Origin of the sequence: Enterococcus sp. LJL51, from assembly GCF_049894025.1 — a bacterium.
Classification (GTDB): Bacteria; Bacillota; Bacilli; order Lactobacillales; family Enterococcaceae; genus Enterococcus_L.
In genome coordinates this window covers 48,096-69,621 of the sequence record NZ_JBNEQE010000015.1, presented here as the reverse complement: position 1 = coordinate 69,621, position 21,526 = coordinate 48,096, and the positions used below count along the sequence as shown (strand labels likewise).

The following is a 21,526-nucleotide window of genomic DNA, read 5'->3' as shown; positions in this document are numbered from 1 at the left end:
CAGGTGTTTTTTTGTAGAAGAAAAAGGGTACATGCTAAATTGCGGGAAAATAATCATTATAGAACCAAAAAAAATACCGCGGACTCGACCTTTCAGTTGAGTTCGTGGTATTTAAAATTTCTAATCATTAACTGTCATAATCATTGGTAAAATCATTGGGTGACGTTCTGTTTTTTCAAAGAGATAAGGCTGTAACGTAGCGGTAATGGCTTCGCATAGCTTAGCTTCTGTACAGTTACTGTCTTTCAGCGCTTCACGAAGTGCATGGAACAAGAGCCGCTGTCCTTCATTAATCATGTCTCCGGATTCACGCATATAGACAAAGCCGCGGGACAGAATATCAGGACCAGCCTGAATGATTTTATTTTTGATATCAACTGTGGCAACGGCTAGGACAAGACCTTCTTCAGAAAGAATACGTCTGTCTCTCAAGACGATATTTCCGATGTCGCCAACACCATTTCCATCTACATAAACATCGCTGGCATTAAAGTGACCAGCTGAATGAGCACTCTCTGCAGTTAAGGCAAGAACATCCCCGTTTTCCATAATAAAACAGTTTTCTTCGGGAACTCCCACATCCATTGCTAAGGAAGCATGGATTTTCAACATTCTAAATTCACCATGAACAGGAACAAAAAATTTAGGCTTCATAAGGCGAAGCATGAGCTTTTGCTCTTCCTGACCGCCGTGACCAGAAGTATGGATATTATTGATTTTACCGTGAATCACTTTTGCACCAGCTTCTGAAAGTAGGTTAATCAGCCGGTTAACACTAGTTGTATTTCCGGGAATAGGCGAGCTGGAGAAGACAACCGTATCTCCTGGCTGTACAGAAATCTGCCGATGAGTTCCGTTGGCAATACGGCTCAGAGCAGCCATAGGCTCTCCTTGAGACCCAGTACATAGAATCATTGTTTCATTTGCTGGAAGCTGATTAATCTTAGAGGCTTCCACAAATGTACCGTTGGGCACATTGATATATCCCAGACGTTCGCCATTCACAATGGCATTTTCCATACTACGCCCAAATACAGCGATTTTTCTCCCAGTTCGGACAGCAGCTTCAGCAGCCTGTTGTAAACGAAAAATATTTGAAGCAAAGCTGGCAAAGATAATTCTACCTTCAATCTTTTCAAAAATTCTCATGATTGAAGTACCGATTGTTTTCTCGGATTTTGTAAATGTTGGGATTTCAGCATTTGTACTATCGGAAAGCAGACATAGAACACCTTCTTCACCGATTTTTGCCATACGATGGAGATTGGCTGGTTCTCCTACAGGCGTGAAGTCAAACTTGAAATCTCCTGTGGCAACGATATTTCCCGGAGGTGTTTTGACAACAATTCCCAAAGCATCCGGAATACTATGAGTTGTTCTAAAGAAGCTAACTGATGTTTTTCTGAAACGAATCACGCTGTCTTCGTTAATTTCATGAAGCTCTGCATCACGGAGTAATCCGTGTTCATCCAGCTTATTGGTAATCAATGCTAGAGCAAGAGGTCCAGCATAAATAGGAATATTCGCCTGTTTTAACAGGAAAGGAACACCGCCAATATGATCTTCGTGTCCGTGGGTGATAACCAATGCCTTTACTTTTGTCAGATTTTGGATGATATAGCTGTAATCAGGGATAACATAATCAATTCCCAACAAATCATCCTCAGGAAATTTGATTCCTGCATCAATCAGGATAATCTCATCCTGAAACTGTACACCGTAAGTGTTTTTGCCAATTTCGCCAAGACCGCCGATACCGAATACACCCGTCTCATTGTTTTTTATATTCACTCTCATAGGTTAAAACTCCGTTAATTTAAACTCAGCATGCTCTTGCTCATAAGTTAAATGATTTCCTTCAAGAAGCTGAATAAATTCAATGTTGTACAGGGTATTATCTTCGACTAGCTGACGCACTGCCACTTCACTTTCGCCTTCAACGTAAATAGACAATGTATCTTCTCTTTTTGGGTTTCTTGTTTTAGTTTCCTGGTAATAAACTTTAAAAATCATAATTATATTCTCCTCCATACATGCTTATGCATGCTTAATTTATTATTTTTAGTATCTATAAAATTTCGACACAACAAAACGAGGTGGTCCTCCACCCTATTCAGTATTTGCCATCAAAAACATTGAGTTGATGATGAATGGAGTCTAGCCTTACTCCATTATATGTAGAAGAAATTCAACCGTCCTGTGTGTTGTGGGTACAACAATTATTGATATTTTATCATAGAACAATTAAGAAGTATAGAAAGGACGATTATTTTATAGAGAATTTAAAAAAGGCAGCAAGCGATGTCTAAGAACTATGACTGTAGATATTTTCCTAATCTCACTGAAACGTGAAAAGCTGTATCAGAAAAATTAAAAAACAAATGATAAAAGATTAAATCATTTGTTTTAAATATGAAGATTTACCATTGGGTTATTTTTGTGCTATAGTGAAAGCACTGACCTAAAATTTGAATAAGGAGATGATTATTTGAAATTGATGTGGCGCTACACGATGAGATATAAGAAGCTTTTGCTTGCAGATTTCATTTGTGTATTTGGGTTTATATTGATTGAATTGGGGCTGCCGACAATCTTAGCACGCATGATTGATAACGGAATACAAAAGAACGATTTTGATTATGTAAAGCAGCAGGGACTACTAATGATTATTATTACTGTTGTCGGTGTGATTATGAATATCATGCTGGGTTATTTTGGGGCGAGGATTACAACCAATATCATTCAGGATATTCGAAATGATCTTTTTGAAAAAATTCAGTCATTCTCACATAGGGAATATGAAACGTTGGGTGTTTCTTCATTAATTACCCGAACAACCAATGATGCATACCAGATTATGCTTTTTATGGGCAATGTTCTGCGAATCGGTTTTATGACACCGATGATGTTTGTTGTCAGCCTAGTTATGGTGGTCCGTACAAGTCCATCGCTTGGTATTTTTGTTTTAGGAGCATTACCGATTCTGCTTTTGGCCGTAGTTATGATTGCTAAGGTCTCTGAACCTTTATCTAACAAGCAGCAGAAAAATCTAGATGGAATTAATAGTATCCTTCGGGAAAACTTGTCTGGGCTGCGTGTGGTTCGAGCCTTTGTGAATGAAAAGTTCGAAGAGTCCCGCTTTAAAAAAGTCAATGAAAACTACACCAGCAGTTCGAAGAGTCTCTTCCGGTTAATGGCTGCTGCTCAGCCGGGCTTTTTCTTTCTATTTAATATCGTAATGGTATTAATTATTTGGAATGGGACACTTCAAATTGATGCCGGCAGCTTAGCGGTGGGTGATTTGATAGCCTTTATTGAATATATCTTTCATGCACTGTTTTCTTTTATGTTGTTTGCCAGCATGTTCATGATGTATCCTCGGGCTGCGGTATCTGCTCGAAGAATACAAGAAGCATTTGATATGGATCCTGATATCAAGGAAAATCCTAAAGGAGTTACTGAAACACAGCAAAAAGGCTACGTAGAATTTAAAAACGTAACCTTTGCTTATCCAGGCCATGCGCAAAGTCCGGTTATTCGGGATGTGAGCTTTACAGCGTCCCCTGGCGAAACCGTTGCCTTCATTGGAAGTACAGGGAGTGGGAAATCAACCTTGATTCAATTGATTCCAAGGTTTTATGATATTTCTGAAGGTCAAGTGCTGATTGATGGTGTAGATGTGCGGGAGTATAATTTAGCTGCATTGAGAGAAAAAATTGGTTATATTCCGCAAAAAGCACTTCTTTTCACTGGAACAATTGCTGAAAACCTTCGTTATGGTAAGGAAGATGCGACGATGGAAGAGATGGAGCGTGCAGCGGATATTGCCCAGGCTTCTGATTTTATTTCGCAAAAACAACTAGGCTTTGACGAGCTGCTGTCAGAAGGCGGCGCAAATTTCTCTGGCGGACAGAAGCAGCGGTTATCAATTGCTCGTGCCGTTATCAGAAATCCTGAAATCTATATATTTGATGATAGTTTTTCTGCGCTGGACTATCAGACTGACGCTAAATTGCGTGCCCGTTTGAAAAAAGAAACAAAAGAATCTACGGTTCTGATTGTTGCCCAACGTGTGGGAACAATTATGCATGCCGATAAGATCATCGTATTAGATGAAGGAAACATCGTGGGAATGGGAACCCACAAGGAATTACTTGAGAACTGTCCTATTTATTATGATATTGCAGCTTCTCAATTGTCAGAGGAGGAATTGGCATGAAAAATGGGCTTTCTTCCGTTAAACGTTTAGGGAAATATATAGGACCTTATAAAACGCATTTTATTTTGGTCATTATTTTTACAGTCTTAACAGTCGCATTAAACGCGGCAATGCCATATGTTTCAGGGCTTCCGACAACGGAAATAGCTAAAAATATTTCCAATGGCGAATCGATTAACTTCGAGTATATCAAGCAGTGTCTGGTTTGGATTTTGATTGTGGGACTTGGCTATTGTATAACACAGTTTTTATCAGGCTACCTGATGACTAATGTTGTACAGCATTCGATGAGGGATTTACGGCGGGATATCGATGAAAAAATTAATCGTCTGCCGGTTTCATATTTTGATAAAAATCAGCAGGGGAATATTCTTTCACGTGTAACGAATGATGTGGATGCAGTAAGCAATGCCTTCCAACAAAGCTTCATCAATATTATTTCTGCTGTACTAGGAATTGTTATGGCGGCATCAATGATGTTTTATATCAATATTCGTCTAGCGTTGATTTCTATGATTATGATTCCATTATCTATCTTCATATCACAGACAATCGTTAAAATTTCACAGAAATACTTCCAAAACATGCAGAATGCTTTGGGTGATATGAATGGTTATGTACAGGAAAATATGACTGGCTTTAGTATCTTAAAGCTTTATGGCCGGGAAAAGCAAACCCTTGAAGGATTCAAGGAAGTAAATGCAACTTTACAGAATTATGGGTTTAAAGCAACGTTTATTTCTGGGCTGATGATGCCGCTGGTTCAACTGACAGCTTATGCAACGTATATTGTGATTGCTGTTCTGGGAAGTCGGGATGTTATTTTGGAGATTATTGCTGTTGGTCAACTACAGGCAATGATTCAATACATCTGGCAAATCAGCCAGCCTATGGGAAATATCACACAATTATCGGCTGCGCTGCAAAGTGCCTCAGCGGCGACCAAGCGTGTGTTCGAGATTCTTGATGAACCAGAGGAAATCGTAAATTCTCAGGATGTTCCTCTGCCAGCTTCAGTAGAAGGCGATGTGTTGTTTGAAAATGTTAGCTTTAGCTATGATCCGAAAAAACCATTAATTCGTGACTTAAATTTTGAAGTGAAGGCTGGACAGACAGTTGCTATCGTTGGACCAACAGGTGCCGGGAAAACTACCCTAATTAATCTGTTGATGCGCTTCTATGATGTGAATGAAGGGGCTATAAAAATTGATGGTGTGGATACGAAACAGATGAATCGCAGCGATGTCCGCTCTGTTTTTGGCATGGTTCTCCAAGATGCCTGGCTTTATCAGGGAACAATCGCGGACAACATTCGTTTTGGAAAGCTGGATGCAACTGATTATGAAGTTGTTGATGCAGCAGAGACGGCCAATGTAGATCATTTTATTCGTACAATGCCTGACGGCTACGATATGGAAATCAATGCAGAGGGAGATAATGTCTCACTAGGGCAGAAGCAGCTGCTTACGATTGCCCGCGCAGTAATTTCTGATCCGAAAATCTTAATCTTGGATGAAGCGACCAGTTCCGTGGATACGCGATTAGAAGCGTTGATTCAAAAAGCTATGGATAAGGTTATGCAAGGACGTACTAGTTTTGTAATAGCTCACCGCTTATCCACAATTAGAGGAGCAGATTTGATTCTCGTAATGAATCAAGGAGAAATTATAGAAAAAGGTACCCATGAAGAATTGCTAACACAAGGTGGTTTTTATGAAAAACTGTATAACAGTCAGTTTGCAGAAGACGGTGATTATGATTAAAGAATAGAAAAAAAGGTCGCTAAGGTAATCGCACTATCTGGTAAAGCTAAGGTGGTTACCACAAACCTTCGAAGAATGGAGAAGATTCAAAATCCCATTTATGCGGTGCTAAGGACTGAAGTCTAGTCATTTTGACTAGACTTCAGTCCTTTTTTATTTAGAAAGCAAGTCTGGAATTTGCTATACTAGAGTGAAAGAAAGAAGGGAAAATGATGACGAAAGAACAAGGTTTCATTGCAGAAAGTGCAGATGTTTACGGTGATGTTCGGCTGGCAGAAGATGTGAGTATTTGGTATCAAACAGTATTGCGGGGAGATAATCAGACAATTGAGATAGGAAAAGGCAGCAACATTCAGGATGGCACAATCATTCATGTAGATCCGCAGGCAGCGGTGACCATTGGAAGCTATGTAACAATCGGACATCAGTGTATTATTCATGGCTGTGAGATAAAAAGCGGAGCACTTATAGGTATGGGTAGTATTTTATTAAATCACTCTGTCATCGGTGAAAACAGTTTGATTGGGGCCGGGTCACTAGTAACAGAAGGGACTGTGATTCCGCCAAATGTTCTAGCTTTGGGACGTCCTGCAACAGTCATTCGTCCGTTGACGAAAGAGGAGATTGCTAAAAACAAAAGGAATGCGGATCACTATATTGAATTGGGAAAGAAGCATCAAAATGGGGAGTTTCAAGCAGTCAGGAACTAAAAAGATAGGATTGATGCAAACAGAAGCAGACTAATCGGAGAATTTAGGAATAGGTGTTAAAATGGAAGCAGAAGGAGAGGGTAGCGATGTATCTAAAAATTACAGACCAGGCACAGAAAAAACTTTCCAGCTATGTAAACGAAAATACAATAGTCATTCTAGACATGGATGATGGGGCCGGTGAATATTCCAAAGTTGGTTTTTGTTCTTTAGACATGAGCTTTCGCATTCTGATTTTAAATTCTTCACAGTCTAAGAAGGACTATGATGCGTTGGTGGAAAGCAGTATTGGGGATATCTATATAAAAGATTATTCTAAGCGCTATCTTGACGAGGAAATGACACTGGATTTCGATCAGCGGCTGCATACGCTGAATCTTAAAACGCCTAGCGGAACATTGGACAGTAGTGTGCAGATTGTTGACTTACGGCCAGAACGAACAACAGGCTAACAGGACAAAGTGCATGGTGTCTATCATTAGAGTATTTATCTCCGTATTTTTTAGCTTATCTTGCGGTAGTAGTACCATGTGAAGCGAGTGGGACATGACCTCAATGAGTTATATCCTACTCACATGGAATCCGGATAAACAGTGGGAGCAGTAGCACATACCAGCATTAAACTGCGACGAGTAACCGCAGGAGCACATGCCTTACTACCCGTCTGCGACGAGTAACCGCAGGAGCACATGCCTTATTACCATCTGCGACGAGTAACCGCAGGAGCACATGCCTTATTACCATCTGCGACGAGTAACCGCAGGAGCAAGACCTTCGGAAATAAGCCGAAACTCACAAAAATTTGGAGAACACCAGATAGGAATCAGTCGACATCGACTAGCTCACATTCGTGTTTCCTGTCATTTTCGTGAATTTCTTCTTATTTTCTCGGGACTAAACACTTCTGTCCCATCCGCCTATTGAAAAAAGATGTGCCATTTATCGAACGGATAATGGCGCATCTTTTTTAGTTTTATAATAAGCTGTTGTCCAATAACGGGCTAGTACATTTATTATTCAGGTCTAGTTAAGTCAAAAATAGTGCCCATTTGTGTATAGGAATTGCCAGCCAAGCGGGCAACTGGTCGAAATGTCTCCGGCAGGATATACTCGGATTCTTTATCAAAAATTGTCTGATCAAAGTAAAAGTCCGTAACCTCAGCAATAATCATATCAGTCACGATAGTGCCTGTATGATTTTGCAAAGGAATATGCTGATGCAGCCGGGCCTCCATCCTTAACTTGGCTTTTTTGATTGCTGGCACGGAGACCGACTGACTAGGGATTGTGTCAAGCGCATTTACGACCACTTCACTTTGATCAACAGGCAACGAAGCAGCAGTTTGATTCATCACTTCAACAATTTCCTCATCAACAAGATGAATAACTAACTCATGGTTTTCAAGAATATTTCTCGCTGTGTCCTTCATCAGTCCGTTTTTTCTTAGAATAGCCAGACTAATGAGCGGGATATCCGAAGCGGCGGCATTAAAAAAACTGAAAGGAGCTGCATTAACTACATTATTGTCCTGATTCAGCGTTGTTACCCAGGCAATTGGTCTGGGAATAATACTGCCGGATAAAAACTTATATTGTTGCTTTTTTGAAAGCTGATTACTAGAATAATGCAGCATGCGTTTCACCCTTTCGGCTTTATCTTTGTTCGTTGGCATCTGTAGTATCAAAAGGACGGACGAAAGCTTCAATCTCTTTTCTTTTTGGTTCTAGAAATGGTGGAAGGGAAAGCTTTTCACCGGCATTTTCATACGTTTCATCCTGTAAAAATCCGGGGCCGTCAGTAGCAAGCTCAAATAGAACATGTGGTGCGGCCATAAAGTATTCAGATTCAAAATAAAAACGCTCAACAAAGCCAGAGTTTGGAAATTCTAGTTTATTAATTTGGTCAATCCAAAAACGCAGAGCTTCTTCATCAGCAACACGCAGTGCCAAGTGATGCACGTTTCCAAAGCCTTCAGAAGCTTTAGGCAAATCATCACGGTGCTCTACGATAATGCTGGCACCATTGCCGCCTTCACCAATTTCGAATAGATGAAAACTGCCCTCAGCATCGATTAAATGAAAGCCTAAAACCTCAGTCAGAACCAGCTGCATATGCTCAAAATTTTCAACAGTGACAAAGACGGGTCCTAAACCAACAATTGCGTGTTCAGCTGGAACATTACTGTTTTTCCAAGGAACACCAGCAGCTACACCGGTATTCTTTTCATCTGAAATCAGCTGGTAACGCTGACCGTCAAAATCTTCAAACTCTACATAGCTTTTTCCAAAACGCTCCTGAATTTCTCCATGATCAATTTCATGTTGATTAAGCCGATCAATCCAATAAGTCAAGGAAGCATCATTTTTTACACGGAATGAGGTTCTGGAAATGGAGTCTGTTCCTTTAGTTCCTTTAGGGATTCCAGGGAAATCAAAGAAAGTCATATCTGTTCCTGCACTCCCCAAGTCGTCTGTGAAATATAAATGATAGGTTTCAATATCATCCTGATTTACTGTCTTCTTTATCAAGCGCAAACCGAGAATATCAGTAAAGAAGCGATAAATTTTTTCAGCACTAGATGTCATTGCTGTTACATGGTGAATTCCTCTAATTTGTGTATCCATAAATAGTACCTCCAACTGGTTCGATTTTTTTAACTTACTAAAAGTAAGTATAATGGCAAATGAAAATAAAAGCAATAGATAGGTCTTGGCTATTTTATTTCTCGTTAACAAGAAATAAGTGTGCTACGATAAGGATAACAATTGGAGGGATAAAGATGAGATATAGCGCACTCTTGTTTGATTTGGATGGTACGATTACTGATTCTGGTAAGGGGATTATCAATTCTGTTACCTACGCATTGAAGAAAATGGAGGTAGCAGTTTCACCGCAGGATAATCTGCGTTCTTTTATAGGGCCGCCTTTAAAAGATTCTTTTATGACGAACTATGATTTGGACGAAACTGCTGCTGAGAAAGCTGTAGCCTATTATAGGGAGTATTACAGGGAAACAGGAATCTACGAGAATACTGTTTATGAAGGAATTCCAGAGGTTTTAAAGCAATTGAAACAAGCAGGCTGCCAACTCTATATAGCAACGTCCAAGCCTGAGCATTTTGCACGCCAGATAGCAGATTACTTTCAGCTCACCGATTTTTTTGAAGGAATCTATGGAGCAAGTATGGACGGTATACGTTCGAAAAAAGGAGATGTGATTCGCTATGCGCTGAATAACGGGAATATTAATCCGGCAGAGGCAGTAATGATAGGGGATAGAGAGCATGACATATTAGGTGCAGCGGAAAATAATCTTCCAGCAGTCGGCGTATTGTATGGCTATGGCAGCAAAGAAGAATTGACAGTAGCTGGGGCATATAAAATACTCTCTAAGCCTGTTGAACTAGCTGATTTGCTTATCTGAGTATTATAGACAAAAATCCTGAAAGATAATCTCAGGATTTTTTTATGTTCAATAAAATCACATTCGTTATTTTTTTGGAAGTGTTAATTTTTGAATACTTAATAGAAAAAATAGAATTTTTTTGACAGTAGTGGAGCCTTGCTTACGTAAGCGTAACCAATAGTTTGCTCACTAATTCTCAATTTTTTCGATAAAATCTCGATATTTTGATAAAAGTAATCCCTTACATTGAGTTATAATAGAATAACAACCTTTAACATGAAATGGAGGAATTTTTTTAATGACAAAAACAGTTATTGTCGGTACCAATCACGCAGGTATTGCAGCAGCAAACACGTTATTAGACACGTACAAAGATCAAGAGGTCGTAATGATTGATAAAAATACGAACTTGAGCTATTTAGGATGTGGAACTGCTCTTTGGGTAGGACGTCAGATTGATTCTTACGAAAATCTTTTCTACACAAAGAAAGAAGATTTTGAAGCTAAAGGTGCAACTATTCACATGGAAACAGTAGTTGATCACATTGACTTTGAACAAAAGATTGTTCATTGTAAAAAGCAAGACGGAGCAGAATTTTCTGAGACTTATGACAAGCTGATTTTAGCAACTGGGTCGGCTCCTATCTCTCCTGATATTCCAGGAAAAGAGTTGAAAAATGTTGAGTTCCTGAAACTTTTCCAAGATGGTCAGGCCGTGGATGCAGCAATGGCTCAGCCAGGTGTGGAAACAGTAGCAGTTATCGGTGCAGGCTACATTGGTGTGGAAATTGCTGAAGCAGCGAAACGCCGTGGCAAAAACGTTCTGCTTTTTGATGCAGCAGACCGCTGCCTGCCGAACTATTATGATAAATGGTTTACTGATGATATGGATAGGGTATTATCAGATAACGGTGTGGAGCTTCATTACAATGAACTGGCCAAAGAATATAAAGGCTCAGAGAAAGTAGAAGCTATTGTGACGGATAAAGGGGAATATCCAGTAGATTTAGTAATTAACGCTATTGGCTTCCGTCCAAATAATGAACTTGGCAAGGATCATTTGAAATTATTTACTAATGGTGCCTATTTAGTAGACAATCATCAACAAACAAGTGATCCAGATGTTTACGCAGTAGGAGATTGTGCAACCATTTATTCTAATGCTGTACAAGCAACAACTTATATCGCTTTAGCAACAAATGCGGTTCGTTCAGGGATTGTCGGTGCTCACAATGTCGGCGGTACACCGTTGGAAGCAATTGGTGTTCAGGGATCAAATGGTATTTCAATTTTTGGTTATAATATGGTTTCAACAGGGTTAACTGTGCAAGAAGCTGAAAAAGCTGGCTTTAAAGTGAAATATACAGAATTTGAAGATACACAAAAGCCTGGCTTTATGAAAGAAAACAATAAAGTGAAAATTCGGATTGTTTATGAAGAAGAGTCACGTCGAGTGATTGGTGCTCAGCTGGCATCCTATGAAGATATTTCAATGGGAATTCACATGTTCTCACTGGCAATTGAGGAAAGTGTAACAATTGATAAGCTGAAATTGCTGGATATTTTCTTCCTGCCTCACTTCAACCAGCCGTATAACTATATAACAATGGCAGCATTAAGTGCAGAATAGGAACAGATAAAAAGCGGGAGATTATCCCGCTTTTTTATCTGCCCTGTAAAAAAGAATGTTAAAACCGTTTTTTCTTTATATGGTGAGAGTAGACAGTAGGATATTCAGAAGCTTTTTATTTCGAGTTTGGGACATAAGTAAATGCCTGAACTCTTCTTTCTCTAAAATCGGAATAAACGGCGTTCCAGTCTTTGTATGCTTCGAGGATCGCAACAGAGTGAGAACCGTAGACAAGCTTGTAGGAACCTAATGCATTGTCTCGAGAATCGCTAGACTCGTAGAGACAGCAAGCTCACTACACTTTGTTCCGATAGCATCAACTTCTAAGTGCTAAAAGCACTAAGAGTTGAAGTTCTCGGAAATAAGCCGAACGATCTCAAAAATATGAAAAGCTCCAGGTAGGTATCAATCAACAGCTACTGGGTTCCCTTGTAGTGTTTCTTGACAATTTTCGGATAATCCGTCTTATTGCTGTGAAACACAGCGAGGGATGAGCTGATGTTGAACAGTACCTACTTGGTTCTCGGAGCTAAACACTTTTGTCTCGACCTCGGTTGAAAGGCTTTGCGTAAATAGGAGTAAGCACTTATTAGCTGCCGTTTTTTGTAATTTTACAGGTTTGAAAAATGAGAAATATTACTTAAGCGATGGAAGAAACTGCGCCCGCTCTCCTCATAGTTTCACTAAAAGAATCTTAATTTAGAGCTCTTTTACCTAAAAAAGTTTAAATTTCAAAAACTTTCATGTATAATGGTTGGAGTTATAGAAGTTATTTAAAAAGCAAGGAGGATTAATTTTGGCAAACGATAACCAAAATAATCAAGATCATTCTGATTCTTCCTTTAAAGATCAGGTACTGCGTTCTTTGAGAGGTGACAATGTTGAGAATGACAATACATCTTCTTCTGGAAACAACTATCATAGTGAAGAAACTAATACGCATACTGATTATACTGATAACTCATCAGAGTGGGAGTCTCGGCAGGAAGCTCCCGAAAGCTATTCTCGATCAGCGGCTCACGATACCCGCAGTGGCGGCTATCAATCAGAAAATACAAATGAGAGTGGGGATGAAGTACACCGCACTTCAGAAAATAGAGCAGGTTCTAAAGAAGAGTTTAGACGAACTCGAAAGAAAGAAGACAGAATTGTTAATAAAATAGCATTATTAGTTATTTCTGTTTTGATTCTGGTGATTGCTATTTTCGGTTTTACCTTATACAAGTATGTTGATGATGGATTGAAACCATTGGATAAAAGTGATTCTAATCTAGTTCAGGTTCATATTCCTGAGGGATCTTCTAATAAGGAGATTGGGGCCATACTAGAGGAATCAAAAGTTATTAAAAGCGGTATGGTGTTCAACTACTATATTAAATTTAAAAATCTGACGGATTTTCAGGCAGGCTATTATCAGATGTCTCCTGATATGACCTTGGACGATGTGGGCGAGATGCTCAAAGCTGGAGGAACAGCTGAGCCAACTCAAATTGCGGATGGAAAAGTAACGATTCCTGAAGGGTATGATATTGATAAAATCGGAGATGCAATCAAAGAAAATACTTCGTTTAAAAAAGACGATTTTATTGCATTGATGAAAAATCAAGATTATTTTAACTCGCTTCAAGCGAAATACCCTGACTTGTTGGAAACTGCGGCAACTGCAGAAGGGGTTCGTTATCGTTTGGAAGGCTATCTATTCCCGGCAACCTATGATTACTACAAAGATATTACACTGGAAGATTTTGTAGAACAAATGGTAGCTAAGTCAAACAGTGTAATGGAGCAATTCAAGCCAACAATTCATGCAAAAGGAATGTCTAATCAGCAGGTGTTGACACTAGCTTCCCTCGTGGAAAAAGAAGGAGTCGAAGAAAGCGACCGAAGAAACATTGCGCAGGTCTTCTTCAACCGATTGGCTGCTAATATGCCACTGCAGTCCGATATTTCAATACTTTACGCATTAGGAGAACATAAGGAACTGGTAACCTATGAGGATCTGGAAGTTGATTCTCCATACAATCTCTATAAAAATGCCGGATATGGACCTGGACCTCTAGACAGTCCGAGTGAACAGGCGATTTCCGCAGTGCTGAATCCTGAAGAGAACAATTATCTGTACTTTGTAGCGGATATCACTACTGGAAAAGTTTACTTTGCTGAAACATATGAAGAGCATCAGGTTTTAGTAGACAAATATGTGAATAATACAGAAGAAAATAGTGATTAAGTATAATTTTAGAGTAATTTGTTACGAGCCAAACTATTTACGGTGAGGCTCGTTTCGCTTTGATAAATTTATGAAAGCGGTAGATTTTTTAGAAACGAAAAAAAATAAAAATACACAATTCTTATTTACAATTTTTGGAAACCGTGGTAATCTTTTGTGGATTACAAATGCTGTATATTGTTAGAAACAAATACATAACAAATTGTAGTAATTTAGTAAGGGAGAATCATTATGGTGGAAAAAGTATTTCCTATGACACTTGAAGGAAAAGAAAAGTTAGAGCAGGAATTAGAAGAATTAAAAACAGTTAAACGAAAAGAAATTGTAGAGCGTATTAAGATTGCCCGTAGTTTTGGAGACTTGTCTGAAAACTCTGAGTATGAATCTGCTAAAGACGAACAGGCTTTCGTTGAAGGACGGATCACTACATTGGAAAATATGATTCGTTTTGCTGAAATTATCGATAACGGCGGAGTTGATTCAGATGAAGTTTCTATTGGAAAAACGGTTGCGTTTATGGAACTGCCAGATGGAGACGAAGAAGAGTATACAATCGTAGGAAGTGCTGAAGCGGATCCGTTTTCAGGGAAAATTTCCAATGATTCACCAATTGCACAGGCTTTGATTGGCAAATACTTAGGTGATGAGGTTGCGATTGCAACACCGGGCGGCGATATGCAGGTAAAAATTACCCGTGTAGGCTAAAGAATAGATGAAGATGATAACCGAGGATAGGAGAAATAACTCTCCCATCCTCGTTTTGTTGAAAACTCAGGCTTAAGACCTATAGCAAAATCGTACTAAAGCAACTAATATTATTGTGAGAGACAAGGTATACTAATGACAGAAAGAAAGGGGGAGTAAGAATGAATAATCCATGGAGATTTTTTATTATTGTAGAGGCATTATTATTTGTTTGTGCTTTATGGCAGGTTATACATAACACACCTCTTCTCATCCTGTTGATACTAGGCGTTTTAAGTGTGGTCTTTTCTACAAGAAGACCGCGTAGAAATAACTTTAACAGTTTTTTACTTATAATGGGGGTTATCCTGATTCTAATTGGGGTAATTAACAGTCCGGCTGTTTGGCTGATGGTTGTCTTTGCTATTTTATTTATTGGTTTAAAAGGTGTGGAAGTTGCCGGCATTGATATTACACAGCGGGCTCCTTGGAAGAAAAAGCAAATGATGATTATTGAGACAACGAATGTTGAAAGTAAAAATGGCCGCCGCTTCAAACGTCCCTGGTTTGCCAATGAGCGGATTGGCAGCAATGTGTATGAGTGGGATGATATCAACATCAACGTTCTTTCAGGCGACACAATTGTTGATTTAGGAAATACCTTGTTGCCGAAGGATGACAATGTTATTATTGTAAGAAAAGGTTTTGGCCGCACAAGGATACTTGTTCCTTTGGGCGTAGCAGTTCTGTTGGAGCACTCCACATTTTTCGGCAGTGTGACATTTGAAGACGAGAAGTATCATTTGAAAAATGAATCCTTCAAAATTTACAGCGACAGCTATGATGATAATCCGAGAAGGCTGAAAATCATTACAAATACTTTGTTAGGAGATGTTGAGGTGATCCGTGTATGATAGGTGAGAAGATTTCCCGACAGATGCTGGCAATTTATGCTTCGCTCAGTACATTTTTAGTTGTAGTATTTACGCTGTTTTCCTACTTCTATTCAACAAGACAAAAAGATTGGCTGTTGGAGCTTTTCCGTAGAAAAGTTTTCTACATCCCTTTCTTTTTTCATATTTTACTGATTTCTTTGTTGGTGGGTTTGATTACTTTTCTATTGATTTCTATTGTGCAAAAAGCGCAATATGGTAAAATTGAAGAAAAGCTGCGCTTGTTGGCAGCTGGGAACTATGACAGTCCTCTGCTGGCTAAGCGAATCCCCCATCCGGAAAGCGATGCATATGTTGGCGAAATTGACACGGATATGGGAAAGATTCGGGCTAAATTGCTGGAGATGTCGAAAGAACTTCAGTTGTTAAACAGTCGTCCGCAGATTGTAGATGGCGAAACGAGAGAAGAGATTTTAGAAGCAGAACGTCATCGTCTGGCCAGAGAACTGCATGATTCAGTGAGTCAGCAGCTCTTTGGCGCGATGATGTTGATTTCTGCACTAAATGAGCAGGCTCAAAAATCAGAGGCGCCTGAAATGGCAATGTTCAAGAAACAACTGGCGATTGTCGGTGATATTATCAATGCTTCTCAATCTGAAATGAGAGCCCTGCTGCTGCATTTACGTCCAGTAAGTCTGGAAGGAAAGAGTTTGAAAAAGGGGATTGAACAGCTTCTAAAAGAACTGCAGACAAAAATTAAGATTGAACTGACGTGGGATGTAGAAGATGTTTGTCTGAACAACAGTATTGAAGATCATCTGTTTCGGATTGTTCAGGAGCTCCTATCGAATACGCTGCGTCATGCGAAAGCCCATGAGCTAGAAGTATACATGCATCAAGTTAATGATAGCGTCCTTTTGCGACTGGTTGATGACGGTGTGGGCTTTGATACAAATGAAAACGAGAACAAAGCCGGCAGCTACGGCTTGAAGAACATTCGGGAACGAGTAGCCGGTATGGGCGGTACAATCAAGATTATTAGCTTTAAAGACCAAGGAACGAGTGTAGAAATAAAAGTACCTGTGATAAAGGAGGAGCTTGTAGATGATCAAAGTAATGCTGGTGGATGACCATGAAATGGTGCGCTTAGGTGTTTCTTCCTACCTGTCTATTCAAGAAGATATTGAAGTAATTGGCGAAGCTGAGAATGGAAAAATTGGCTACGAAAAAGCATTAGAGTTAAGACCGGATGTTATTCTGATGGATTTGGTTATGGACGAAATGGATGGGATAGAATCTACACAAGCGATATTGAAAGACTGGCCAGAAGCCAAGATTATTATCGTAACAAGTTTTATTGATGACGAAAAGGTATATCCTGCTATTGAAGCTGGCGCTGCCGGCTATTTATTGAAAACATCTACAGCTCATGAAATTGCCGATGCTATTCGGGCAACTTATCGTGGGGAACGTGTACTTGAACCAGAGGTTACAACAAAAATGATGGAGCGGCTGACAAAGAAACAGGAGCCGGTTCTTCATGATGATTTAACAAATAGAGAATTTGAAATTCTTTTGCTGATTGCGAAAGGGAAAAGTAATCAGGAAATCGCTGATGAGCTGTTTATTACATTAAAAACAGTAAAAACCCATGTTTCCAATATTTTAGCAAAGCTTGACGTAGATGATCGGACACAGGCGACGATTTATGCTTTTCAGCATCAGCTAACAGAGTAGTGATAAAATTGTATAGCATTTAAAAGCAGAAGTGCATGGAGGAATAATAACCCCCTATTGTGCTTTTGCTAAATTCATTTATAGGAGCATTGAATATTATGAAGCAGAACTTTGCGGTTATTGGATTGGGAAGATTTGGAGGCAGTATTTGTCAAACGCTGGCTGAGGCAGGACAAGAAGTCCTTGCAATTGACAGCAGTGAAGATCGGGTAAATGAGTACATGAATATTGCTACTCATGCAGTAGTTGCTAATGCGCAGGATGAGATGACCCTGCGTTCTTTAGGTATCCGCAATTTTGATCATGTAGTTGTAGCGATTGGCGAGGACATTCAGGCAAGCATCTTGGTCACATTGATGGTGAAGGAAATGGGTGTACCTAACGTTCTAGCGAAGGCTGTGAACTCTTATCATGCTAGAGTATTAGAGAAAATAGGAGCAGATACAGTGGTTCACCCGGAACGGGATATGGGGGTCAGACTGGCACACAAGCTTGTATCAAAAAATATTTTAGATTATATTGAGCTGTCAAATGAGTTTTCCTTAGCAGAGGTTCGTGTATCTAATCCAAAGTTTTATAACAAAACACTTGCTGATTTAAATTTCCGTCAGCGGTTCGGCTTGACCGTAGTTGCTATTCGTCGATCTAAAACAGAAGTTATTGCTTCTCCTGCTGCAGAAGAAATCGTTCGGGAGAATGATAACCTGTTAGTAATTGGTGATACGGACGATGTTGACTTATTGGACGAGAAAATGAGTCAATAAGCATTTTTCCATGAAACTACTGTGCCGTATGCTACAATGGTTTGGTAGGGAGGAATGATGATGAAACTGACGATAACACCTCGTGCTCAGAAATGGTTTGAAGGGGAAATCGATGTTGCCTCAGGGATGGGGATTCGCTTTTATGGGAAGGTCTACGGGAAAACCGATGTCCATGAAGGTTTTTCAGTTGGGATGTCTGTTGATACCCCAGAGACGCCGCTAATAGAGGTTAATGAAGCAGGCAGACTATACTTTGTTGAAGAAACCGATGATTGGTTCTTTAAAGGCTATGACTTGCTTGTAGACTATAATGCCAAAATGGACGAACCGAGCTACCATTTTGAAAAAAATGATGATTTTGAAGGGTAAGTAGGTATCTATTCTTGCGGACGATTGATTTTCTATTTTGAATAGATGTTAATTCACTTCATTTCAGATACAGAAAATGAGAATGCAAAAAATATAAAGCTCCGAGATTAAACTGGAATTATCCGAAAATAGCTGCTGCTATTTTTGATTGATTCCTGCTTAATCCCACGGAGCTTGCTTTGCTGTCTATGCTTCTTACGACAGTACGTTTCAGGAATATAAGAACAATGAAACGCTATTTAATATTTTTTTAGGACTGGAGCTTAGTCATATGACTAAGCTCCAGTCCTATCTTTACTTTTAAAGTATTGTTGCTGGTGATTTTGGGATAATGAAAGAACAAGAAACGGTTTGTTTAAGTTTCCCTATAATTTACTCAGCCGGCAATAAATTTATTGGTTTTTTCTGTATACTTTTCCTGTAGGGTAGAAAAAAGAATTTTTTGGTAATTTTCCATCTCAGTCAATGTAATTAATTTAAAGTTTCCCTTCCTTCTTACGCTTTTTGGCAGCAGGAGAGGAGAGGTGGCTATGTAGAAATCATAATCCTTTTTTGCAGATGAGGTAATCAAATCGACATCAACAAAGGGGATTTTTGATAAATACTCGAACAGTGATTGAGAGACGATAGCATTTTGAAACAGAATAATACCTACGCGAAGTAAATGATTTTTCCTGCTTCTTTCAACATATGGAAGTAAAAATACTGCACATGTGTAAGATAAATGGTCAATGCAGTTGATAAGCCACTGATACTGTTCCATTTGGGCAGTTGACCTTAGAAAACTTTGAATATTCTTGAATAAAGGTTCAAATAATGGATGATGACCTTTGAACAAATCAAAAGAAAAATCAACAGCAAGGGGTAGTGTATTTTCTCTAATTGCATGATTAAGCACAGTAGTAAAAATGTTAATATGTAGTAGCTCTTTCTCCTCATTAGTGAGAGAGAGATCGCCAAGTGAATGGCTATAGAAAAATTGGAAACGGTCAATCAAGTCATCCAGTGGGTGGTTATCGCTGAGCATATAAGAGCGTACATACGGGATGCGAGGATCATCAAAGTGGAAATAGGGAATCCAGTAAAAGAGCATATAAGACAGAAAATCACATTCTCGTGAGCGGAATTCAGCGGAAACGCCTAACTGCTTCAGCTCATCAAAATAGGAAAGGTTGGTTTCGGGGTAAACCAACTGATCAAATGGTGTTTCATCCAAATAATGAGCCTTTTCAAGACGCAGCCGGTTAATAGAGGTTAACAGAAACCATTGGCGTGGTTCTACATATTTCATCAGCTGTTTATCGCTGAAGTCGAATAATTCTGGTCCACGTTTTTTTTCATCAAGTGCAACAAAAAAATCTTCTCCAAAGGAAGTCAGCCAGAAAAAGTTGAAATATACGATTCGAATAATCGCTTCATTTCCGGTGATTTTCATTTTGGAGCAGTTGATTTGGATATCAAATTTTTTAAGATAGTTAATGAGAGGATTTAGTCTACGCAGAACAGAAGCTCTACTTATGTAATTTTCTTCACAAAAGTCTTCAAGCCGATAATTTTTCTCAAGGATTGCGGCTAATAAAAATTTATAAGCAATGCTTTCCTGGAAAAGGAATTGTTGATAGGGAATTTTTATTAGCTCCTCTTTATCAATTACGACTTTACCATCTTCGGAAAGAAGGGAGAAATCAGCCTGCTGCTGAAAGTCTTCATTCATTTCTGAAAATAAAGAGATTAATCTGGCATAGGAAAACTCTGAATACTGCTTAAAGAAGCGGGGGGAATAAACACCATCATCAAAATCAAATAGTTGATGAAACATTTCCAGCTTTTTTACAGCAAAATCATCTAATGCAATTGTTTCAAGCATATTTATCTCCTTTATAAATAGTTATCAAGTAAATTATTTTTTATTATTCACTACATATATATAATACCCATGAAAACGGATAAATACAACACTTATTTCAGAAAAATTTGTTTTTTATATAAAAATAAATAAATAACAAGCCTATTTATAGGGAAGTTATATCGCTATTTTTTCATTTTATTTAATAATACGCTAGTTATTTAATATGTTGTATTTATCTACGTTTATGGTATGTTATAATAAATAGAAGACCGTTGTAGGAGGAAAGAGAAAATGTTATCGATAGTTATTCCTTGTTATAATGAAGAGGAGTCCATTCCAGCTTTCTTTAAGGAAGTAGAAAAAGTTAGTCAGCAAATCGACCATGAAATTGAATATATATTTGTGAATGATGGGTCAAAAGATAGTACCTTGTCTTGTTTAAGAGAATTGCATCGTTCTTATCCCCAAAAGGTTAGGTACATATCGTTTTCTAGAAATTTTGGCAAAGAAGCTGGTTTGTATGCTGGTTTACAATCTGCAAAAGGCGAACTGGTAACAGTCATGGATGCAGATTTACAAGATCCGCCTGAATTACTGCCGGAGATGATTCGGCTGATTGAAACAGAAGATATAGACTGCGTGGGTACGCGAAGAGCAACGAGGGATGGAGAACCGGCTATCCGTAGTTTTTTTGCCCGCATGTTTTACAAATTGATTAATAAGATTGGCGAAACTGAGATGGTAGACGGTGCACGTGATTTTCGCCTGATGACACGCCAAATGGTGGACAGCATTCTTGAACTGACTGAATATAACCGTTTTTCAAAAGGGATTTTTAGCTGGGTGGGGTTTAACACAAAGTATCTTTCTTATGAAAACAGGGAACGCGTAGCAGGCGAGACATCGTGGTCTTTTTGGAGTCTATTGAGCTATTCGATAGACGGTATCATCAATTTTTCTGAAGTTCCATTGAACATTGCTTCATATGTGGGTGCGTTGTCATGTTTTGGCTCGGTAATTGCGATGCTGGTTATCTTGTTCCGCACATTGATGTATGGTGACCCGACGAGCGGCTGGCCCTCAATGGTTTGTATTTTCCTATTTGTCGGCGGACTACAGCTGTTGTGCTTAGGAATTATAGGGAAATATATCGGAAAGATATTTATGGAGACAAAAAATAGACCTGCGTATATCGTAAAGGAAACTGAGGAAAACAATCTATTATAATTGTAAAAGAAGCAAAGCCATCCAACAGGAAACTGCGGATGGCT

19 protein-coding genes are annotated in these 21,526 nt (G+C 39.0%); 14 read left to right on the top strand and 5 right to left on the bottom strand.

The annotated features are described in order from the left end of the window. Nucleotides 1–120: 120 nt before the first annotated feature. A complete protein-coding gene (gene rnjA / locus ACPWSO_RS13525) occupies nt 121–1,797 on the bottom strand; it encodes a ribonuclease J1 (RefSeq protein ID WP_426084105.1) in 1,677 nt (558 codons plus the stop codon). A gap of 3 nt (nt 1,798–1,800) precedes the next feature. Further along, nucleotides 1,801–2,013: a DNA-directed RNA polymerase subunit epsilon gene (locus ACPWSO_RS13520; protein WP_426084104.1), complete on the bottom strand. Its 213-nt coding sequence runs from the start codon at nt 2,011–2,013 to the stop codon at nt 1,801–1,803. A gap of 475 nt (nt 2,014–2,488) precedes the next feature. Here ACPWSO_RS13520 and ACPWSO_RS13515 point away from each other — a divergent pair, with 475 nt between their 5' ends. The 4 genes from ACPWSO_RS13515 to ACPWSO_RS13500 all read left to right on the top strand — a co-directional run bounded on the left by ACPWSO_RS13515 (nt 2,489) and on the right by ACPWSO_RS13500 (nt 7,144). Beyond that, nucleotides 2,489–4,219 carry an ABC transporter ATP-binding protein gene (locus ACPWSO_RS13515; protein ID WP_426084103.1) on the top strand — a complete coding sequence of 577 codons (1,731 nt, stop codon included), beginning with the start codon at nt 2,489–2,491 and terminating at the stop codon, nt 4,217–4,219. Next, nucleotides 4,216–5,982, top strand: a complete 1,767-nt coding sequence (locus ACPWSO_RS13510) for an ABC transporter ATP-binding protein (RefSeq protein ID WP_426084102.1) — start codon at nt 4,216–4,218, stop codon at nt 5,980–5,982. The genes ACPWSO_RS13515 and ACPWSO_RS13510 overlap by 4 nt, the downstream gene beginning before the upstream one ends. 212 nt (nt 5,983–6,194) lie before the next feature. Beyond that, nucleotides 6,195–6,692 (top strand): gamma carbonic anhydrase family protein, encoded by a 498-nt coding sequence (locus ACPWSO_RS13505; RefSeq protein ID WP_426084101.1) that lies wholly within the window; start codon nt 6,195–6,197, stop codon nt 6,690–6,692. An 86-nt stretch (nt 6,693–6,778) separates the two neighbouring features. Continuing rightward, entirely contained in the window at nt 6,779–7,144 is a 366-nt protein-coding gene (locus ACPWSO_RS13500; protein WP_426084100.1) for an iron-sulfur cluster biosynthesis family protein, read from the top strand. A gap of 561 nt (nt 7,145–7,705) precedes the next feature. Here the strand turns inward: ACPWSO_RS13500 and ACPWSO_RS13495 are convergent. Both ACPWSO_RS13495 and ACPWSO_RS13490 read right to left on the bottom strand, forming a co-directional pair. After that, nucleotides 7,706–8,326: a flavin reductase family protein gene (locus ACPWSO_RS13495; protein ID WP_426084099.1), complete on the bottom strand. Its 621-nt coding sequence runs from the start codon at nt 8,324–8,326 to the stop codon at nt 7,706–7,708. A 19-nt stretch (nt 8,327–8,345) separates the two neighbouring features. Next, nucleotides 8,346–9,317 (bottom strand): ring-cleaving dioxygenase, encoded by a 972-nt coding sequence (locus ACPWSO_RS13490; RefSeq protein ID WP_426084098.1) that lies wholly within the window; start codon nt 9,315–9,317, stop codon nt 8,346–8,348. Between the two features lie 155 nt (nt 9,318–9,472). Between ACPWSO_RS13490 and ACPWSO_RS13485 the strand changes: the two genes are divergently transcribed. From ACPWSO_RS13485 to ACPWSO_RS13445, 9 genes are all read left to right on the top strand, one after another. Then, nucleotides 9,473–10,117: an HAD family hydrolase gene (locus ACPWSO_RS13485; RefSeq protein WP_426084097.1), complete on the top strand. Its 645-nt coding sequence runs from the start codon at nt 9,473–9,475 to the stop codon at nt 10,115–10,117. A gap of 280 nt (nt 10,118–10,397) precedes the next feature. After that, nucleotides 10,398–11,729 carry a H2O-forming NADH oxidase gene (nox, locus tag ACPWSO_RS13480; RefSeq protein WP_426084096.1) on the top strand — a complete coding sequence of 444 codons (1,332 nt, stop codon included), beginning with the start codon at nt 10,398–10,400 and terminating at the stop codon, nt 11,727–11,729. Between the two features lie 796 nt (nt 11,730–12,525). Beyond that, a complete protein-coding gene (mltG, locus tag ACPWSO_RS13475; RefSeq protein WP_426084095.1) occupies nt 12,526–13,959 on the top strand; it encodes an endolytic transglycosylase MltG in 1,434 nt (477 codons plus the stop codon). Nucleotides 13,960–14,190: 231 nt separating this feature from the next. Continuing rightward, entirely contained in the window at nt 14,191–14,664 is a 474-nt protein-coding gene (gene greA, locus ACPWSO_RS13470) for a transcription elongation factor GreA (RefSeq protein WP_426084094.1), read from the top strand. Between the two features lie 161 nt (nt 14,665–14,825). Beyond that, on the top strand, nt 14,826–15,557 hold the full coding sequence (gene liaF / locus ACPWSO_RS13465; RefSeq protein WP_426084093.1) for a cell wall-active antibiotics response protein LiaF: 732 nt from the start codon (nt 14,826–14,828) through the stop codon (nt 15,555–15,557). Next, entirely contained in the window at nt 15,554–16,666 is a 1,113-nt protein-coding gene (locus tag ACPWSO_RS13460) for a sensor histidine kinase (RefSeq protein ID WP_426084092.1), read from the top strand. Before liaF ends, ACPWSO_RS13460 begins: the two co-directional genes overlap by 4 nt. Continuing rightward, the gene (locus ACPWSO_RS13455; RefSeq protein ID WP_426084091.1) at nt 16,641–17,273 is read left to right on the top strand and encodes a response regulator; all 633 of its coding nucleotides are present in this window, start codon (nt 16,641–16,643) and stop codon (nt 17,271–17,273) included. The genes ACPWSO_RS13460 and ACPWSO_RS13455 overlap by 26 nt, the downstream gene beginning before the upstream one ends. A 98-nt stretch (nt 17,274–17,371) precedes the next feature. Further along, nucleotides 17,372–18,037 carry a potassium channel family protein gene (locus tag ACPWSO_RS13450; protein ID WP_426084090.1) on the top strand — a complete coding sequence of 222 codons (666 nt, stop codon included), beginning with the start codon at nt 17,372–17,374 and terminating at the stop codon, nt 18,035–18,037. A gap of 60 nt (nt 18,038–18,097) precedes the next feature. Further along, nucleotides 18,098–18,406 carry a HesB/YadR/YfhF family protein gene (locus tag ACPWSO_RS13445; protein ID WP_426084089.1) on the top strand — a complete coding sequence of 103 codons (309 nt, stop codon included), beginning with the start codon at nt 18,098–18,100 and terminating at the stop codon, nt 18,404–18,406. A gap of 376 nt (nt 18,407–18,782) precedes the next feature. On the opposite strand, the gene ACPWSO_RS13440 is transcribed toward ACPWSO_RS13445, so the two are convergent. After that, nucleotides 18,783–20,273 (bottom strand): helix-turn-helix domain-containing protein, encoded by a 1,491-nt coding sequence (locus ACPWSO_RS13440; protein WP_426084088.1) that lies wholly within the window; start codon nt 20,271–20,273, stop codon nt 18,783–18,785. 273 nt (nt 20,274–20,546) lie between these two features. On the opposite strand from ACPWSO_RS13440, the gene ACPWSO_RS13435 reads away from it, so the two are divergent. Continuing rightward, a complete protein-coding gene (locus ACPWSO_RS13435) occupies nt 20,547–21,482 on the top strand; it encodes a glycosyltransferase family 2 protein (RefSeq protein WP_426084087.1) in 936 nt (311 codons plus the stop codon). The last annotated feature ends 44 nt before the right edge of the window (nt 21,483–21,526 follow it).

Bases quoted from the DNA above. Each gene is read 5' to 3' on its own strand.
- rnjA (WP_426084105.1), bottom strand. From the start codon at position 1,797: ATGAGAGTGAATATAAAAAACAATGAGACGGGTGTATTCGGTATCGGC.
- ACPWSO_RS13520 (WP_426084104.1), bottom strand. From the start codon at position 2,013: ATGATTTTTAAAGTTTATTACCAGGAAACTAAAACAAGAAACCCAAAA.
- ACPWSO_RS13510 (WP_426084102.1), top strand. From the start codon at position 4,216: ATGAAAAATGGGCTTTCTTCCGTTAAACGTTTAGGGAAATATATAGGA.
- ACPWSO_RS13505 (WP_426084101.1), top strand. From the start codon at position 6,195: ATGACGAAAGAACAAGGTTTCATTGCAGAAAGTGCAGATGTTTACGGT.
- ACPWSO_RS13500 (WP_426084100.1), top strand. From the start codon at position 6,779: ATGTATCTAAAAATTACAGACCAGGCACAGAAAAAACTTTCCAGCTAT.
- ACPWSO_RS13495 (WP_426084099.1), bottom strand. From the start codon at position 8,326: ATGCTGCATTATTCTAGTAATCAGCTTTCAAAAAAGCAACAATATAAG.
- ACPWSO_RS13490 (WP_426084098.1), bottom strand. From the start codon at position 9,317: ATGGATACACAAATTAGAGGAATTCACCATGTAACAGCAATGACATCT.
- ACPWSO_RS13485 (WP_426084097.1), top strand. From the start codon at position 9,473: ATGAGATATAGCGCACTCTTGTTTGATTTGGATGGTACGATTACTGAT.
- nox (WP_426084096.1), top strand. From the start codon at position 10,398: ATGACAAAAACAGTTATTGTCGGTACCAATCACGCAGGTATTGCAGCA.
- greA (WP_426084094.1), top strand. From the start codon at position 14,191: ATGGTGGAAAAAGTATTTCCTATGACACTTGAAGGAAAAGAAAAGTTA.
- liaF (WP_426084093.1), top strand. From the start codon at position 14,826: ATGAATAATCCATGGAGATTTTTTATTATTGTAGAGGCATTATTATTT.
- ACPWSO_RS13460 (WP_426084092.1), top strand. From the start codon at position 15,554: ATGATAGGTGAGAAGATTTCCCGACAGATGCTGGCAATTTATGCTTCG.
- ACPWSO_RS13455 (WP_426084091.1), top strand. From the start codon at position 16,641: ATGATCAAAGTAATGCTGGTGGATGACCATGAAATGGTGCGCTTAGGT.
- ACPWSO_RS13450 (WP_426084090.1), top strand. From the start codon at position 17,372: ATGAAGCAGAACTTTGCGGTTATTGGATTGGGAAGATTTGGAGGCAGT.
- ACPWSO_RS13445 (WP_426084089.1), top strand. From the start codon at position 18,098: ATGAAACTGACGATAACACCTCGTGCTCAGAAATGGTTTGAAGGGGAA.
- ACPWSO_RS13440 (WP_426084088.1), bottom strand. From the start codon at position 20,273: ATGCTTGAAACAATTGCATTAGATGATTTTGCTGTAAAAAAGCTGGAA.
- ACPWSO_RS13435 (WP_426084087.1), top strand. From the start codon at position 20,547: ATGTTATCGATAGTTATTCCTTGTTATAATGAAGAGGAGTCCATTCCA.